A 15,884-nucleotide genomic window follows, 5' to 3' on the forward strand; every position below is an offset into this window, starting at 1 on the left:
CCGCCCTTCACTTCACCAGCGAGCAGCCGCCGTCGGCGAGTGGACGGAAGGCCTGGTCGGCGGGAATGGTCGAAACCAGCTTGTAGTAGTCGTAGGGATATTTCGACTCCTCCGGCTTCTTCACCTCGAACAGGTACATCGGGTGAATGACCCGGCCGTCCTGGCGGATGGTGACGTCGCCGAACAGCTTGTCCTTGCCCTTGAACTTCTTCATCTGCGGCACCGCATCCTTGGCGTGGTCGCTGCCGGTGGCCGCCACGGCGTTGAGATAGGCCAGCGTGGAAGCATAGACGCCGGCCTGGTTGCCGCTCGGCATCTTGCCATTTACGCCCGGACGCGTCGCGAAGCGTTTTGCAAACGCGCGGGTGTCGTCATCCATGTCCCAATAAAACGCCTCGAACAACTGCAGGCCCTGGCCCACCTTCAACCCCATGCCGTGGACGTCGTTGATGAACAGCAGGAACGCCACCATGGTCTGACCGCTTTGCTGGAGGCCGAACTCGGCCGCCTGCTTCACCGCGTTGACGGTGTCGCCGCCGGCATTGGCAAGCCCGATCACCTTGGCCTTGGAGTTCTGCGCCTGCAGCAACAGCGAAGCGAAGTCCGCCGTGTTGAGCGGATGCTTGGCCGAGCCGAGCACCTTGCCGCCGTGCTTTTCGATGTAATTGGTGGCTTCCGCCTCGATGCCCTGGCCGAGGGCAAAGTTCACCGTGATGAAATACCATTCCTTGCCGCCGCGCGCCATCATCGCCGCCGCCGTCGAGTTGCCGGTAGCCCAGGCGTCGTTGACCCACTGGATGGTGTTGGGCGAGCAGGCCTTGCCGGTGAGGTCGGAGCTCGCGGTCGATGACGCGAGGAACGTCATCCGGCTGTCGCGCAGCAGCGAATTGATGGTGAGGCCGACCGCCGAGTTCGGCACATCGACCACGGCATCGACGCCGTCGACATCGAGCCATTTACGCACGATCGCAGAACCCACGTCAGCCTTGTTCTGGTGATCGGCGTAGACGATCTCGACCTTGATGCCCTTGCCGCCGCCGTTGAAATCTTCCGCCGCCATGCGCGCGGCTTCCACCGAGCCCATGCCGTTGGTGTCCTGGAAGATGCCGGAAATGTCGTTGAGCACGCCGACGCGCACGACGTTGTCGGAAATTTCCGCACGTGCCGCGCCTGCTATTGCGCAGGACATGGCAAGCGCCAGACCGAACCTGAAAGCCCTCATCGTTCTCTCCCTCTGTATCTGATCTCTGATGTTCCCGAACTTCGCCGGGTTTTTGATTTCAATGCAGGCGATGGCCGCCGGTTACGCCATCACGTTTGGCGGTCCGGCAGGCGCAGCACCAGGCCGTCAAGGTCCGCGCCAAGCTGGATCTGGCAGGACAGGCGGCTGTTGGCCTGCCGCTCGGCAGCGGCGCCGTCGAGCAGCGCGTCCTCGTCGTCACCCATCGCCGGCAGGCGGGCGAGCCAGTCTTCGTCAACGTAAACATGACAGGTGGCGCACATGGCGCTGCCGCCGCATTCGGCGAGAATTCCGTTGACGTCCTGGCGCGTCGCGGCCTGCATCGCGCTTTCGCCATTGCTGGCGTCGATGCGCTGCGCGCGGCCGTCCGGGTGAACAAACGTGATGCTGGGCATTGGGGTCCGTCAGGCCGGAGAAATCGTGATGGGAAGGCTTTCGAGTCCGCGCAGCGTGTTGTTGTACCGGCGCTTCACCGGTCCCGTGATCTCGATTTTTCCAACCTTGCGGGCGATCGCCGCCAGCATCACCTCGCCTTCGAGGCGGGCGACAAGCTGGCCGACGCACATATGGATGCCGGAGCCAAATCCGACATGCCCCGTGGTGCGGCGGGTGATGTCGTAACTGTCAGGATTTTCCCAGCGCCGCGGATCGCGGTTGGCGGCGCCGAGGAACATCAGGACCTTCTCCCCTTCCCCGATGCGATAGCCTGATAGCTCGACCTCCCGCGTCGTGGTGCGGAAGAAGGTCTGCACCGGGCTTTCGAAGCGGATCGCCTCCTCGAAGGCGTTGCGCGCCAGCGTCGGATCGCTGCGCAGCTTGGCCAACTGGTCGGGAAAGCGCGCCAGGCAGTAGACGGCGGCGCCGATGCCGTAGACGGTGGTATCTAGTCCCGCCGACAGCAGCGAGCGCACCAGTAGCGGCGCCTCTTCATGGGTGATGTCACCGGCATCGGCGCGGGCGTGGATGCAGGCGCCGAAGCCGCCGGGGGCGAGATTTTCGCGCTGACATTGTTCGGCGACATAGGCCTGATGCGGTGCCGAGCGCTCGATCGCATCCTGGCGCAACTGGTTCGGCGGCCCGAAGGCGTTGAATACGAGGCTTGCATAAGGCAGCAGGTTCTCTCGCCCCTCCTGCTTCAGTCCCAGCGCGTCGGGGAAAACCGACAACGGATAGGCTTCCGCCAGATCGGTGATCGCATCAAAGCTGCCGCGTGCCAGCAATTCGTCGGCCTTGGCTTCGGCCAGCGCGGTGAAATGGCTGCGCAGCGGCTTCATCGCGGTCGCTGACAGGACCTGATTCAGCACCGTGCGGGTGCGCGTATGCGCGGGCGGGTCCGCCTCCAGAATGATGCTTTGCGGACGCCAGGCCTTTTCCTTGGCGAAATCGCTTAAGCCCACGCCGCGGCTGGAGCAGAAGGTCATGGGATCGTTGAGGACGGCGTGCACCTCGGCATAGCGCGCCACGCCATAGACGCCCCATTTGTCGAGCCAAACTACCGGCCCGGCCTCGCGCAAGGCTTCATGGATCGGGTGCGGCTCCTCGAAGAACTCGGTCGAGAACGGGTCCACGCCCAGGTGAGGCACGCTGGCCGGCACGCCATGCTCCGGGGTGACAGAATCGGTCCGGGAGGTCGCGCTCATGTGGGTCTCCTGCATAATGTTCTTGCAGAGCGGTATGCGCAGTCTCTATGTCTGGAACGCTGAAGCGGCTTCGGAAGAGCATGAGCAGGAACAGACAGGCGCGCGTCCCTCGCGCGGGTGCGGCAAGCAGGAACGGACGGGCCGAACAGGTGCTCGACCTCGACCGTTACGTTCCGGCGCTCATCACCTTCATCGCCAACAAATTGTCGCGCAGCGCGACCGTGGTCTATCAGAAGCGCTTTGGGGTCAACGTCACCGAATGGCGGATCCTGTCGCTGCTGGCAATCGAGCCGGAAATCTCGGCGGCGCGCATTTGCCATGTCATCGGTTTCGACAAGGGGCCGGTGAGCCGGACACTGGCCGGCATGGAGGAGCGCGGGCTGGTTAACATCAGGGCCGACCGTGAGGACGGACGCACCCATTCGATCTCGCTGACCGCGAAGGGATATACCACCCACGATCAGGTCATCGCCGTCGCGCTCGAACGCGAGCGCCGCCTGCTCGGCTGCCTGAGCAAGCCGGAGCGGGAGACCCTGATTGCGCTGCTGTTGCGGGTGCACGGCAATCTCGACGCCGTAAAGGGCGCGGGCGAAATCGATACGCGAGAGTGAGCGGCGAGCGCTAGTCGCGCCGCACTGAACGCCGCTGCCATCGCGCTTCGCGCGCAGCACCACATTGTGTCGTACCGATCCGACACGCCCGAACATCCGTTTCTCCCTGTGCGGCCCGGCACTCTCGTGCTCTGCGGTCGGCCGCCTGTCGAAAAACAGGCTCGCACAAACTAGTTGCCTTGGCAACATAAATAGCATGCGAGTTCCGCATCGTCATGGCCGGGCATAGCCGTCGGAAGGACGGCGTCGCTTCCGCTCGCCTATGCGCGGCCATCCACGTCTTTTCGCACGGAGACGGAGACGTGGATGCCCGGGACAAGCCCGGGCATGACGGAGTTTGATTGTTCCGACCGCCTCGCCGTCAGATCACTTCTTGACCAGCGGGCAGTTGCCTTCGCTCTCGGGCCGGAACGCCTGATCGCCGGGAATGGTTGCAACGACCTTCAGGAGATCCCACTTCGACGTGGATTCGTCGGGCTTCTTCACCTCGAGCAGATAGAGCGGATGGATCTTGCGTCCGTCGGCGCGGATGGTTCCCTTGCCGAACAGCGGATCGTCGGTCGGCATTGCCTTCATCGCCGCGACCACCGCCTTGCCGTCCACGGCGCCGCCGACCTTGTCGACGGCCTTCAGGTAATGCAGCACGGAGGCGTACACGCCGGCCTGCATGTCGTTGGGATAATTCTTCTGCGGATGGCGTTCTGCAAAACGCTTGGCAAAGGCGCGCGTGCCATCGTTCAGATCCCAGTAGAACGGGTTCATGATCTGCGCACCCTGCGCGGCCTTCAGGCCCAACGCGGGAATGCCGTTCATGCCGAGGATCAGCCCGACCAGCCGCTGTTTCTGCGTCAGTCCGAACTCCGCCGCCTGCTTGATCGAGGTGATGGTGTCGTCGCCGGCATTGGCGACGCCGACGATGTCGGCGCCCGAAGCCTGCGCCTGCAGCAGGAAGGAAGCATAATCGGCGGTGCCGAGCGGATGGCGCACGGCGCCGAGCACTTCGCCGCCGGACGCCTTGACGCCCTCCATCGCCTGCTTTTCCAGGTCATGGCCGAAGGCATAATCGGCGGTGAGGAAGAACCATTTCTTGCCGCCCTGGGCGACCACGGCTTTGCCGAGGCCGCGGCCATAGGCATAGGTGTCGTAGGTCCAGTGCACGGTATTCGGCGTGCATTTCTCGCCGGTGAGCAGCGCGGTGCCGGCGCCGGAGCCGATGAAGACCTTGTTCTTCTGCTCGCTCATGGCAGCAACCGCCAGCGCAATCGCCGAGTTCGGCAGGTCGAAGATGGCGTCGATGCTTTCGGTGTCGTACCAGCGCCGCGCGATGCCCACACCGACATCGGTCTTGTTCTGGTGATCGGCGGTGATGACGTCGACCGGCTTGCCGGCGGCCTTGCCGCCATAGTCCTCCACCGCCATCTGTGCAGCGATGACCGAGCCTACGCCCTGATAGGTCGAGAACACGCCCGACTGGTCGTTGAGCACGCCGATGCGGACGCGTTCCTGGCCGTGCGCGGTGGTGACAAGCGAGCCGCCGAGGGCGGCAACGAGCATTGCTGTACGAAAGATCTGTCGCATGCGTTCCCTCTTGAATGGAAAGGCGGGCCTTTGTGGCCGCTTCTAAATTACTTATAATTTATAATCATTTTTTGGATTGTCAATTCACGTCATGCCGTGCGAGCTATTGCCATGGGAAGAATCGGGAAAGTTTCGACGCGCAGGGGTAACGGGGCCACCAGGCCGGCCGAGCCGAATGCAGATCGGAAGCTGGATCTGACCGCGCTGCAGCGGACCCCGGGCTTCATGATCCGGATCCTGCAACTGCAGAATTTCGAGGCATTTTACCCCTATTTCGAATCGCTGAAGCTCTCGCCGCTTGAATACGCCATCCTCGTCGCCGTCAGAGACAACAAGACGGTGACGCAGAGCGAGCTCGCTGCCGTGCTGAAAATGCAATTGCCCAATCTGGTGAAGATCCTGTCGCGGATGGAGGAGACCGGAATCCTCAAGCGCAAGCGATCGGCGCGGGACCGGCGGGCAGTCGAACTCAGCCTCAGCGCGGCGGGCGAGAGGCGCGCCGACGAAGCCAGCCGGCTCGGCGAGAGCTTTAATGCGAAAACGCTTTCCGCGCTGAGCAAATCAGAGCAAACCGCTTTCCTTCAGATGCTGGTGCGGCTGGTGGACGCGCACAAGAACGGGTTTTGAGGGTTCGAACGCATCTCATCCGGCACAGCCGATCCAGTCGGTTGACGTATCGCTGTCCAGTGTTGCCACCGCGCTTGCACGCCGTGTCAGCACCGCGCGCTGGTTGATGTAGCCCTTGTCGGTGATTTCGCCGCCATCGACGGAGGCGATCTCGGCCAGCAGCAGCGCCCGCGTCGCGTGGCCTGACGAGTTTCCGCTCTGCGCCTTCAGCTTCGCAAGGCCCTGCGCGATCGCACCGCGAACCTTGTCGTGGCCGATCACGTCTTTCACATCGGCATTGTCTGATAGTCCGGCATGCGCCCGGCAGGCCGCGACGTTCGGAAATACCAGGAAGCGAACCTCGTCGCCGCCGTGGCCGGTGACCACAATATCCTGCGCCAGCGGCGCGAGAGCCGCGATGCCGGCAACGCGCAAGGTGCCGACGTTGACCCAGGTGCCGGAATTGAGCTTGAAATCCTCGGCGACGCGGCCGTCGAAGAACAGTCCGAGTTCGGGGTGCGCCGGATCGGCAAAGGTGACGGCGTCGCCGATCAGATAGAACCCTTCGGCATCGAATGCCTGCGCGGTCAGCTCAGGTGCTTTCCAATAGCCGGGCGTGACATTCGGGCCGCGCACCCTCACCTCCAGCTTGTCGCCCGAGGGCACCAGCTTCAGTTCGGTGCCGGGGATCGGCACGCCGATATTGCCGGAACGTTTTGCGAGGAAATGGCAATCGGTCGCCAGCGGTGACGTCTCGGTCGAGCCCCAGGCCGACACCATCGGCAGCGCGCGGCCGACCGTCCTGATCGAGAGTTCCTCCAGCGCGTCCCAGAGATTTTGCGGTAATGCAGCGCCGGCGTAGAAGGCGAACTTGACCTCGCTGAAGAATTTCGTCCGCAATGCCTCATCGCCGCGCAGCGCCGCGATCAGCATGTCAAAACCGCGCGGCACGTTGAAATAGACCGTGGGCATCACGCTGCGCAGATTGGCGAGCGACGTTGCGAACAGCCCGGGCGCGGGCTTGCCGCCATCGACGTAAAGCGTGCCGCCGTTGCGCAGCACGAGGTTGAAATTGTGGTTGGCGCCGAAGGTGTGGCTCCAGGGCAGCCAGTCGAGGATCACGAGGTTGTCGCCACCATCTTCGAGGAACGTCCACGTCTGCGCCTTGGCCTGCTGGCTCGAAGTCAGCATGCGCTGGGTGTTGATGACGGCCTTTGGCGTGCCGGTCGAGCCCGAAGTGAACAGGAATTTTGCAATCGTATCCGGCGTGATCGCCGCAAAGGCTGTTGCGACCTCTGATGTTTCGGGGGTAGCCGCGATGGTGCGGAACGGAATTGCATTGATGTCGCCGGCATCGCCGCTGACGATCACGGCGGAATGCAGCGGCGCGATCGCCGCCAACGCCGTCGCGAACGGCTTGGCGCCGGAAACATAGATCGCGCCCGGCCCGAGCAGTGTGATCATGCTCTTGAGCTTGTCGAAATCTTTGGACATCAACGAATAGGCCGGCGAGATCGCGGCCGAGGGCACGCCCACGTGCTGGGCTGCCAGCGCGAACAGCGCGTGCTCGACGCTATTGTCGGACAGGATCACCAGCGGACGCTCGGCGCTGAGGCCTTGCGCCAGAATCCACGCGGCCGCCGAGCGCACCTGCTTCAACGCGTCCTTGTAGGTGACCGTCGTCCACGGCGCATCGGCGCTGGCTCGGTCGGCGAGAAAGATCCGGTCCGGCGCCCGCTGCGCCCAGTGCTCCAGCCAGTCGCCGATGCAGCGTGCGCTCGCTCCGAGCGGCGTCGTGGATTTCAGGATAATGCTGCCATCGCCCCGGCGATCGCTGGCGATCGCGGGCGTTGCGAAAAGATGTTGGGAATCGGCACCGCTGGTGGCGGCGATGGTCATGGGCTTCCCTCCTGGCAGCCTCGAACGGGCTGGCTTGACGCTAATGTTGAGCACAACAATTGTTGTCGTCAACAACAATCTTCCCCTTGAGCCCGCAAGGCGCTAGAAGGGAAGGATGGCGAGGAACAGTCAGGCAGCCAGAATTACCAAGTCACGCGCCGGTATCCGGCCGCGCCCCGGCCGCACGCGAAGTGGAAACGGCAGCGTGCACAACGATCTCATGAATGACGAGATCGGCCTCGACGCGCTGGCCGGTCACGCCGGCTACGCGGTGCGCCGCTTCCAGATCTGGATCTTTCAGGACTTTATTCGCACGCTTGCCGCCGTCGACATCCGCCCGACGCAGTATTCGGTGATGACGGTGATCGGCGCCAACCCGGGCCTGAGCCAGATGGCAGTAGCAAAACGGCTCGGGATCGAGCGCGCCCGGCTGGTGCATCTCCTCGACAGCCTCGAACATCGCGATCTCGTCAGCCGCATCAAATCCGCCACCGACCGCCGCTCCCACGCGCTGCACCTGACCGCGCGAGGCCGGACGGCGCTGGCACAATTCAAGCGGCTCGCCGCCGAACACGAGCGCCATGTGGCCGAGAAGATCGGCAAGGAAAATCGGGAGCGGCTGCTGCAGATACTCTCTGCGTTCACCTGATCGCCTCGCCCGGGACCGGACAGCCTAAATTTTAGGCAGCAGCGTGACCGCTACTACAACGCAGCGCACGTCCAATGACGTCATAAACGCATGAAATTACGTATCTATCTTTGAATGCCGGCCCGACCGGGCCATTGTACACAATGGCACATCGCTTGCTTCACTTCCGGTAATCCTTGCTCGCTGGAGTTTTGCTCGCCATGGGGTCCGACACGCCTGAAACCGTTGCCGACATCGTCGCCGCGCACCGCGCCGGCACCATGACCCCGGCGCAAACCGTTGCCCGCTCCTACCAACGCATCCGCGACCACAACGATCCCGCCGTATTCATCAGCCTGCGCGACGAACAGGATACGCTCAGGGAAGCCGAAGTGCTGGCGAGCAAAGACGCGGCAGCACTGCCGCTGTTCGGCATCCCGGTCGCGGTAAAGGACAATATCGACGCGCTGGGTTTAGCGACCACGGCCGCCTGCCCCACCTTCTCCTATTCGCCGGCGCAGGATTCGACGGCGGTTAAAAAACTGCGCGCGGCCGGCGCGATCATCATCGGCAAGACCAATCTCGACCAGTTCGCGACCGGCCTGGTCGGCGTCCGCTCGCCCTACGGCATTCCCGTCAATCCGGTGCGCGGCGATCTCGTTCCGGGCGGATCGAGTTCGGGATCGGCGGTCGCGGTTTCCGCCGGCCTGGTGCCGCTGGCGCTCGGCACCGACACCGCAGGGTCCGGCCGCGTACCGGCGATGCTCAACAACATCGTTGGCCTGAAGCCGAGCCTTGGGCTGATTTCCAACTCCGGACTTGTTCCGGCGTGCCGCACGCTGGACTGCATCTCGGTGTTCTCGCTCACCGTCGACGATGCGATGACCGCGCTGACGGCGATGGCCGGCCCCGACGGCACCGATCCCTATTCGCGCGACCGGCCGCTGGCGCCGATATCGGCGTTTCCCGAAAAGCTCAGGCTCGGCGTACCGCGCAACGGCCAATTGATCTTCTTCGGCGACCGCGCCGCGGAGAAAGCCCACGGCGAAGCGCTCCAGCGCTGGACCCAGCTCGGCGCCACGCTGGTTGAGTTCGACCTCGAACCGTTTTATGAGACGGCGCGGCTGCTCTACGAGGGCCCCTGGGTCGCCGAGCGTTATCTCGTGATCCGCGATCTGCTGGCCTCTTCGCCGGATGCGATCCATCCGGTCACGCGCGAGATCACCGCGGCCGGCGCGCGTCTGACCGCCGCCGACACGTTTGCCTCGCTCTATCGGCTACAGGCGCTGCGGCGCGCGGCCGAACGCACCTTTGCCCATTTCGACGCGATGGTGCTGCCGACGGCGCCGACGGCCTATTCGACCGCGCAGGTGCTGGCCAATCCAATCGAGCTCAACAGCCGGCTCGGCACCTACACCAATTTTGTCAATCTGCTCGACCTCTGCGGCCTGGCGTTGCCGGCCGCGATGCGCGGCGACGGCATTCCGTTCGGCATCACGCTGCTGGCGCCCGCGGGGCGCGACGCGCAGCTCGCCAGTATCGGGCGGGTGTTTCATGCCGACACCAAACTGGCGATGGGGGCCAGGAGTGCGATGCAGCCCGCGCTCGCCGCGTTGCCCGTCGGCGCAAGTGGTGACGAAATCATCATCGCCGTGGTCGGAGCACATCTCTCGGGCATGGCGCTCAACGGCGAACTGCAGGCGCTCGGCGCCCGCCTGCTCGAGGCGACCACGACCGCGCCGGATTACAAGCTCTACGCGCTCGACACGGTGCCGCCAAAACCCGGCATGCTGCGCGTGGATGCGGACGCGGGACATTCGATCAAGCTGGAACTCTGGGCATTGTCGGCGGCAGCGTTCGGCAAATTCGTCGCCGCGATCCCGCCGCCGCTCGGGATCGGCACAGTGCGGCTGGCTGATGGCAGAGGCGTGAAGGGATTTGTGGTCGAGCCCATCGCAACCGACGGCGCGCGCGATATTTCAGCATACGGCGGCTGGCGGGCGTTCATGGCGGAGAAAGCGACGGTGTAGCCGTCACTTCGTAGGGTGGGCAAAGCGAAGCGTGCCCACCATCCCATGCAAAGGTGGAAGATGGTGGGCACGGCGCTTGCGCGCCTTTGCCCACCCTACGGTTTTGCGCCTACACCGACACCGCGTAAATCTCGTACTCTCCGCGCACCAGCTCGATATGCGCGCGCATCGCGGCCGCGGCGCCCGCCTTGTCGCCGCGCATGATCGCAACCACGACGCGGTCGTGCTCGGCGTGCGATTTGGCGAGACGCCCGAGGTTGCGGAACTGGGCGCGGCGGAACGGCTGAACCCGCACCCGGGTCGCCAATGCCATCTCGGCGATGTAGCCGTTCTGCGAGCCGGCATAGATCGCGTTGTGGAAGCGCTCATTGACTGCGTGAAAACGCTCGGGATTGCCGGCATGGCTCAGCACGCGCAATTCCTCGTGGATCGCTTCCAGCTTCTGGCGATCTCCCGGCGGCATCCGCTCGGCGGCGAGCCCCGCGCACAGCGCTTCCAGCTCCGCCATCGCCTCGAACATTTCCGTTAAACGGTCCAGCGACGGCTGCGCCACCACGGCGCCGCGATGGGCGCGCGCCTCGACCAGGCCGCTCGCCACCAATTGCCGCAGTGCTTCGCGCACCGGCGTGCGCGATACGGAAAAGCGCCGCGCGATGTCGGTCTCGTCGAGCCCCGATCCCGGCGGCAGCACGCCGCGCACGATCTCGTCGGCGAGTTGCAGCCGCAGTTCTTCCGCGCGCGTGACCTTGTCCCGTAGCGGCGAAGGCCGATCGACGCGGCGGACCGCTGTCTCCGGCTGGGCGACGGCCTGCGATCCACGTGCCGGAAGATCATCAAGGCTCATTGCTATTGCCCTTTCGGCTCGTCGATGACGCTGACATGCGCCGCGACGATCTTCCATCCTTCCGGAAACCGGACCCAGGTCTGCATCTGCCGACCTACTCTGCCCGGCGTGCTTTCGCGGTAGAACAGCGTCGAGGCGACGGCGGTATCGCGGCCATAGGTCGTGATGACAGTCTTGTCGGTTTTGCGCATCAGCCCGACCGGCGAACGCGCGGCGCGGAAGGCCATGATCTGCTCGTAGCCGTAGAGGTTTTCACCGATGCCATAGCGCAGCGTGCGGGGATCGTTGCGGAACAGCTCGTCGAGCACGGCGACGTCGTTAGACACCAGCGCCTTCTCGTAACGCTGGAACTGCGCGGTCACCTCGGCGAGCACGTCCGAAAGATCGATGTCCATCGTTACAATCCTCTCGGGATCGGCGCAGTGGCGACGCCGGCGCGCTCCAGCGCATGCGCAACGCGCAGCGCGATATCTTCCCGCCAGGGAGCGGCGATGATCTGCACGCCAATCGGCATCGGCACCAGCGGAACCGGCACCGCGACCACGGGCAGGCCGATGAACGAAATCGGCTGGGTGTGGATGCCGATATTGGCGCGCACCGGCAGCTCGACGCCGTCGAGCACGAAGTTCACCTGGCCCAGTTTCGGCGCGATGCAGGGCGTGGCGGGCGCGATGATCACATCCACCGACTTGAACAGCTCCAGCACCTTGGCGCGATACCAGCGGCGGAATTTCTGCGCACGATCGACCAGCGGCGCCGGCACCATCGCGCCGGCGATCAGGCGATCGCGCACCGCCGGATCGAAATCGTTCGGCCGCTTGCGCAGCCGGTCGAGATGCAGCGAAGCGCCCTCGGTGGTGGTGATCACGTAGGCCGCGGCGCGGGCGCGCGCGGCTTCGGGGATTTCGACCGTTTGCGTCGCGTTCAGGGCCCTGGCGACGCGCGCCACGGCCTCGACGGCTTCCGGAAAGACGTTCTTCTGAAAATATCCGCCGGCTACTGCGACCCGCAGGCCGTCGATGCCCTGGGCCAGCAGCGGCGTTACCGGCTCGACCGGCCGCGTCGTGCACGCCGCGTCATCGGCGTCCGGTCCCTGCATCGCGTCATAGGCCAGCGCGAGATCGCTGACGCTGCGCGCGAGCGGGCCGAGATGATCCAGGCTTGCGACAAAGGGAAACGAGCGGGCGCGCGACAGCCGGCCGTAGGTCGGCTTCAGACCAAAGGCGCCGCAGAACGACGACGGCACACGGATCGAGCCATTGGTATCCGACCCCAGCGCGATCGGAACAAGGCCGCCGCCGACCGCGCTGCCCGAGCCACCCGACGAGCCGCCGGTCATCCGCGTCGGATCATGCGGATTGCGCGACGGGCCGTCATGCACGTTCTCGCCGGTGAAGTCATAGGCGTATTCGCCCATGTTGAGCGCGCCGACCAGCACCGCGCCCTGCGCCTCCATGCGCTCGATCAGAGTGGCATCGCGCGTCGAGGGGGCGAGGTCGCGGTTGATCTTCGAACCGGCGCGGGTGGCAAGACCTTTCACGTCGAACAGGTTCTTCACCGCGAACGGCACGCCGGCCAGCGGGCCGACCTTTTCGCCGGCCGCGATCGCGACATCGACCGCGCGGGCTTTTGCGCGCGCGCGCTCGGCGGTGACGTCCGTGAACGAGTTCAGCACGGAATCATGTTTGGCGATCCGCGCTAGCGCCGCCTCGGTCGCATCTAGCGCGGAAAGCTTGCCGTCCGTTACGGCCTGCGCGATTTGTTGGGCCGACAGCCCATCGGTGCTTACGGTCATGGTGCTATCAGGCCGTGTAGACACTGGCCGGCTCGGTTTCATCCGGCAGCGGGAATTCATCGACCAGCCGCGCCAGCCTCAGCGACACTTCGAGATTGGCGCGCACCGCCGGCCGCCAGGCCTCTTCGACCGGGAGCGCCAGCGCTTTCGCAACGGCATTGATGTAATCGTCCAGGGGTTCGGCAGCCATTTTGCTCGTACTCAACTTTCTAGTGAACCGGCAACGGCGGATGCGGGATCGCCGTCAGCAACTCCTTGGTGTAGGCATCCTTGGGATCGCCGAGCACGCTTTCGGATGAGCCCTGCTCGACGATTCGCCCCGCACGCATCACGATGACACGATCGCATAGCAAACGCACGACATTCAGGTCATGCGACACGAACAAATAGCTCATGCCCATCGATTGCTTGAGGTCCTGCAGCAGATTGAGCACGACGGCCTGCACGGAGACATCGAGCGCCGCCGTCGGCTCGTCGAGGATCACGAGTTTGGGGTGCAGCGCAATCGCGCGCGCGATGCCGACGCGGGCCTTCTGGCCGCCGGATAGCTGGTGCGGGAAACGATCGAGCAGATCGACGGGAAGACCGACCAGTTCGGCAAGCTTTTCGCAGCGGGCGCGCAGTGCGTCGCGTCCCCTGATATCGCCGAGTTGCATAATGGGATCGGCGATCGCGCGCGCCGCGGTGAAGCGCGGGTTGAGGCTGTCGGTCGGGTCCTGGAACACCATCTGGATGCTTTTGCGCAGCGGCAGCCGCGCAAAGGCTTGCGGCATGATGGCGCCGATCTCCTCGCCGTCGAACGCGATGCGGCCGGAGGTCTGGTCGAGAAGCCGCATCACCATCATCGAGGTGGTCGATTTGCCGCAGCCGGATTCGCCGACGAGGCCAACACTCTCGCCATGGCCGACCGTGAAGCTGATGCCGTCGACGGCACGGAATATTTCGGCTTCCACCGGTGGCCTGCGGGAGAACAGTTTTGTGAGAACGGCGCTGGCGCCCTGGCGGGGATATTCCTTGACGAGCTTTTCGACGAGCAGAAGGGGCGATTTGTTCTCGTCGCCCCTGGGCTTGACCCGGGGGTCCATCGCTTCTGAGGAAGAGCCGTTCGAAGATTGATGGATGGCCGGCTCAAGCCCGGCCATGACGGATGGAGGCGGCGGTGCTTGCGCGCCTTCGTCCTCTGGCAACAGATCCCGCAACGACACACCGACCCTCGGCGTTGCACGCATCAGCTTCCTGGTATAGGCGTGCTGGGGATTGGCAAAAATGTCCGCCGACTTTGCCGTCTCCACCACCCGGCCCTTCTCCATCACCACCACGCGGTCGCAATAGGCGGCGGCGAGGCCGAGATCGTGCGTGATCAGGATGGTCGACATGTGGCGGCGCTTTGTCAGTTCCACGATCAGATCCATCACCGCCTTCTGCGTGGTGACGTCGAGCCCCGTGGTCGGCTCGTCCGCGATCAGGAGCTGCGGATTGCAGGCCAGCGCCAGCGCGATCACGACGCGCTGACACATGCCGCCGGACAGTTCGAACGGATAGGCGTGATAGCGCTCGCGGGGGCGGGCGATCTTGACCTGCTCCAGCGCCTCGATCGCCTTCTCGCCGCGGTCACTTGCCGCGCTCTGCACATGCTGGCGCAGCACGTCTTCGATCTGGTCGCCGACCTTGCGGATCGGATTGAGCGCGGCGCGCGGGTTCTGAAAGATCATCGAGATTTCGCGGCCGCGCAGATCGCGCATCTCGTTCTCGGTCGCGGCCTTGACGTCGATGCCGGAAAACATCACCGAGCCCTCGGCGATCCTGCCGGCACGGTCGAGGATGCGCATCACCGCATACGAGGTCACCGACTTGCCGGAGCCGGACTCGCCGACGATGCCGAGCGTCTCGCCCTTGGCGACGGAAATGTTGACGTGCTGCACGGCCTTGACGATGCCGCGCCGGGTCGAGAACTCGACGGTGAGGTCGTGGACGTCGAGAAGGGGCTGGGCCGTCATGACAGCCTCCGCAAAAATATCGAAAACAACCCCATGCAAAGTAGAACGGTCAGCATTCCTGTCCCGTTTCCTTCCCGTATGCGACCAGGACGGGCAAAGCCTGAATCAGCCATCACGTCCTCCGCTGCGGGTCGACAATGTCGCGCAGACCGTCGCCGAGCAGGTTGAAGCAGAACACCGCGATCATCAGCGCAAGCCCCGGGAACAGCGCGATCCACCATTCGCCCGACACCATGAAGGTCGCGCCTTCCGCAACCATGATGCCCCATTCCGCCGTCGGCGGCCGCACGCCAAGACCGATGAAGGAGAGGCCGGCGGCGTTGAGGATCGCGTAGCCCATGGTCAGCGACATCTGCACGATCATGATCGGCATGATGTTGGGCAGGATGTGCACCAGGAGAATGCGCAGCTCCCCATTGCCCGACAACCGCGCCGCCTGCACGAAACCGGCGTTGCGGCGCACGTTCGCCTCGGCACGCGCCACGCGGGCGTAAAGCGGAAAGTTCACGATCGCGGTGGCGATGATGATGTTCTGCACGGTATTGCCCAGCGCCGCGACGATGCCCATCGCCAGCACGAACAGCGGAAACGCCATGATGGTGTCGGCGATGCGCCCGACGATGCGGTCGGTCCAGCCACCGAAATAGCCGGCGGCGATGCCGGCGAGCCCGCCCATCAGGAACACCAGCGCCACCGAGGCAACCGCGATGAAGGTATCGAGCCGTGTGGCGACGACGACGCGGCTGAAGATGTCACGGCCCAACTGGTCGGTGCCGAACCAGTGCGCCGCCGAGGGCGGTTTCAGCGCCGCTGATGTATCGCTGGCGAGCGGATCGTAGGGCACGATGTAGGGCCCGAAGATCGCGGCGAACAGGATGACGACCAGCAGGCCGAAGGCAAAGGCGGTGACGCGGTTTTCGCCGAGCACATAGCGGGTGTGCTCGAACATCGCAGCCACGCCCGAAGTGCGTGCGGGAGTGACGGGTTCAACGGCAGGCAGAACGGCACTCATCTTC

Annotated in this window: 15 protein-coding genes; 4 read left to right on the forward strand and 11 right to left on the reverse strand. The window is 64.6% G+C overall.

Going from position 1 to position 15,884, the window contains the following annotated elements; genetic code table 11:
- Positions 1-7: 7 nt before the first annotated feature.
- The 3 genes from CQ12_RS32385 to CQ12_RS32395 all read right to left on the reverse strand — a co-directional run bounded on the left by CQ12_RS32385 (position 8) and on the right by CQ12_RS32395 (position 2,880).
- Entirely contained in the window at positions 8-1,222 is a 1,215-nt protein-coding gene (locus tag CQ12_RS32385; protein WP_057839338.1) for an ABC transporter substrate-binding protein, read from the reverse strand.
- Between the two features lie 89 nt (positions 1,223-1,311).
- A complete protein-coding gene (locus CQ12_RS32390) occupies positions 1,312-1,635 on the reverse strand; it encodes a 2Fe-2S iron-sulfur cluster-binding protein (RefSeq protein ID WP_057839339.1) in 324 nt (107 codons plus the stop codon).
- 9 nt (positions 1,636-1,644) lie between these two features.
- Positions 1,645-2,880: a cytochrome P450 gene (locus CQ12_RS32395; protein ID WP_157088621.1), complete on the reverse strand. Its 1,236-nt coding sequence runs from the start codon at positions 2,878-2,880 to the stop codon at positions 1,645-1,647.
- Between the two features lie 80 nt (positions 2,881-2,960).
- Here CQ12_RS32395 and CQ12_RS32400 point away from each other — a divergent pair, with 80 nt between their 5' ends.
- On the forward strand, positions 2,961-3,491 hold the full coding sequence (locus CQ12_RS32400; protein WP_083519576.1) for a MarR family winged helix-turn-helix transcriptional regulator: 531 nt from the start codon (positions 2,961-2,963) through the stop codon (positions 3,489-3,491).
- A gap of 366 nt (positions 3,492-3,857) precedes the next feature.
- Here the strand turns inward: CQ12_RS32400 and CQ12_RS32405 are convergent, their stop codons facing one another.
- Positions 3,858-5,069 carry an ABC transporter substrate-binding protein gene (locus CQ12_RS32405; RefSeq protein WP_057839342.1) on the reverse strand — a complete coding sequence of 404 codons (1,212 nt, stop codon included), beginning with the start codon at positions 5,067-5,069 and terminating at the stop codon, positions 3,858-3,860.
- Between the two features lie 111 nt (positions 5,070-5,180).
- Between CQ12_RS32405 and CQ12_RS32410 the strand changes: the two genes are divergently transcribed.
- On the forward strand, positions 5,181-5,696 hold the full coding sequence (locus CQ12_RS32410; RefSeq protein WP_057839343.1) for a MarR family winged helix-turn-helix transcriptional regulator: 516 nt from the start codon (positions 5,181-5,183) through the stop codon (positions 5,694-5,696).
- A 15-nt stretch (positions 5,697-5,711) separates the two neighbouring features.
- On the opposite strand, the gene CQ12_RS32415 is transcribed toward CQ12_RS32410, so the two are convergent.
- Positions 5,712-7,574: a feruloyl-CoA synthase gene (locus tag CQ12_RS32415; protein ID WP_057839344.1), complete on the reverse strand. Its 1,863-nt coding sequence runs from the start codon at positions 7,572-7,574 to the stop codon at positions 5,712-5,714.
- Positions 7,575-7,794: 220 nt separating this feature from the next.
- Here CQ12_RS32415 and CQ12_RS32420 point away from each other — a divergent pair, with 220 nt between their 5' ends.
- Both CQ12_RS32420 and atzF read left to right on the forward strand, forming a co-directional pair.
- Entirely contained in the window at positions 7,795-8,223 is a 429-nt protein-coding gene (locus CQ12_RS32420) for a MarR family winged helix-turn-helix transcriptional regulator (RefSeq protein WP_245310267.1), read from the forward strand.
- A 200-nt stretch (positions 8,224-8,423) separates the two neighbouring features.
- Positions 8,424-10,232, forward strand: a complete 1,809-nt coding sequence (gene atzF / locus CQ12_RS32425; protein ID WP_057839346.1) for an allophanate hydrolase — start codon at positions 8,424-8,426, stop codon at positions 10,230-10,232.
- Between the two features lie 109 nt (positions 10,233-10,341).
- Here the strand turns inward: atzF and CQ12_RS32430 are convergent, their stop codons facing one another.
- The 6 genes from CQ12_RS32430 to CQ12_RS32455 form a co-directional block, all read right to left on the reverse strand.
- The gene (locus CQ12_RS32430; protein WP_057839347.1) at positions 10,342-11,076 is read right to left on the reverse strand and encodes a GntR family transcriptional regulator; all 735 of its coding nucleotides are present in this window, start codon (positions 11,074-11,076) and stop codon (positions 10,342-10,344) included.
- 2 nt (positions 11,077-11,078) lie between these two features.
- Positions 11,079-11,471, reverse strand: a complete 393-nt coding sequence (gene hpxZ / locus CQ12_RS32435) for an oxalurate catabolism protein HpxZ (protein WP_057839348.1) — start codon at positions 11,469-11,471, stop codon at positions 11,079-11,081.
- 2 nt (positions 11,472-11,473) lie between these two features.
- A complete protein-coding gene (locus tag CQ12_RS32440; protein ID WP_057839349.1) occupies positions 11,474-12,871 on the reverse strand; it encodes an AtzE family amidohydrolase in 1,398 nt (465 codons plus the stop codon).
- A gap of 7 nt (positions 12,872-12,878) precedes the next feature.
- Positions 12,879-13,061, reverse strand: a complete 183-nt coding sequence (locus CQ12_RS32445) for a DUF4089 domain-containing protein (protein WP_057839350.1) — start codon at positions 13,059-13,061, stop codon at positions 12,879-12,881.
- Positions 13,062-13,080: 19 nt separating this feature from the next.
- On the reverse strand, positions 13,081-14,868 hold the full coding sequence (locus CQ12_RS32450) for a dipeptide ABC transporter ATP-binding protein (RefSeq protein WP_057839351.1): 1,788 nt from the start codon (positions 14,866-14,868) through the stop codon (positions 13,081-13,083).
- A 112-nt stretch (positions 14,869-14,980) separates the two neighbouring features.
- On the reverse strand, positions 14,981-15,880 hold the full coding sequence (locus tag CQ12_RS32455; RefSeq protein ID WP_057839352.1) for an ABC transporter permease: 900 nt from the start codon (positions 15,878-15,880) through the stop codon (positions 14,981-14,983).
- Positions 15,881-15,884: the final 4 nt, after the last annotated feature.

Origin of the sequence: Bradyrhizobium jicamae, assembly GCF_001440395.1 — a bacterium.
GTDB classification, from domain to species: domain Bacteria; phylum Pseudomonadota; class Alphaproteobacteria; order Rhizobiales; family Xanthobacteraceae; genus Bradyrhizobium; species Bradyrhizobium jicamae.

Bases quoted from the DNA above. Each gene is read 5' to 3' on its own strand.
- CQ12_RS32385 (WP_057839338.1), bottom strand. From the start codon at position 1,222: ATGAGGGCTTTCAGGTTCGGTCTGGCGCTTGCCATGTCCTGCGCAATA.
- CQ12_RS32390 (WP_057839339.1), bottom strand. From the start codon at position 1,635: ATGCCCAGCATCACGTTTGTTCACCCGGACGGCCGCGCGCAGCGCATC.
- CQ12_RS32395 (WP_157088621.1), bottom strand. From the start codon at position 2,880: ATGAGCGCGACCTCCCGGACCGATTCTGTCACCCCGGAGCATGGCGTG.
- CQ12_RS32400 (WP_083519576.1), top strand. From the start codon at position 2,961: ATGAGCAGGAACAGACAGGCGCGCGTCCCTCGCGCGGGTGCGGCAAGC.
- CQ12_RS32405 (WP_057839342.1), bottom strand. From the start codon at position 5,069: ATGCGACAGATCTTTCGTACAGCAATGCTCGTTGCCGCCCTCGGCGGC.
- CQ12_RS32410 (WP_057839343.1), top strand. From the start codon at position 5,181: ATGGGAAGAATCGGGAAAGTTTCGACGCGCAGGGGTAACGGGGCCACC.
- CQ12_RS32415 (WP_057839344.1), bottom strand. From the start codon at position 7,574: ATGACCATCGCCGCCACCAGCGGTGCCGATTCCCAACATCTTTTCGCA.
- CQ12_RS32420 (WP_245310267.1), top strand. From the start codon at position 7,795: ATGAATGACGAGATCGGCCTCGACGCGCTGGCCGGTCACGCCGGCTAC.
- atzF (WP_057839346.1), top strand. From the start codon at position 8,424: ATGGGGTCCGACACGCCTGAAACCGTTGCCGACATCGTCGCCGCGCAC.
- CQ12_RS32430 (WP_057839347.1), bottom strand. From the start codon at position 11,076: ATGAGCCTTGATGATCTTCCGGCACGTGGATCGCAGGCCGTCGCCCAG.
- hpxZ (WP_057839348.1), bottom strand. From the start codon at position 11,471: ATGGACATCGATCTTTCGGACGTGCTCGCCGAGGTGACCGCGCAGTTC.
- CQ12_RS32440 (WP_057839349.1), bottom strand. From the start codon at position 12,871: ATGACCGTAAGCACCGATGGGCTGTCGGCCCAACAAATCGCGCAGGCC.
- CQ12_RS32445 (WP_057839350.1), bottom strand. From the start codon at position 13,061: ATGGCTGCCGAACCCCTGGACGATTACATCAATGCCGTTGCGAAAGCG.
- CQ12_RS32450 (WP_057839351.1), bottom strand. From the start codon at position 14,868: ATGACGGCCCAGCCCCTTCTCGACGTCCACGACCTCACCGTCGAGTTC.
- CQ12_RS32455 (WP_057839352.1), bottom strand. From the start codon at position 15,880: ATGAGTGCCGTTCTGCCTGCCGTTGAACCCGTCACTCCCGCACGCACT.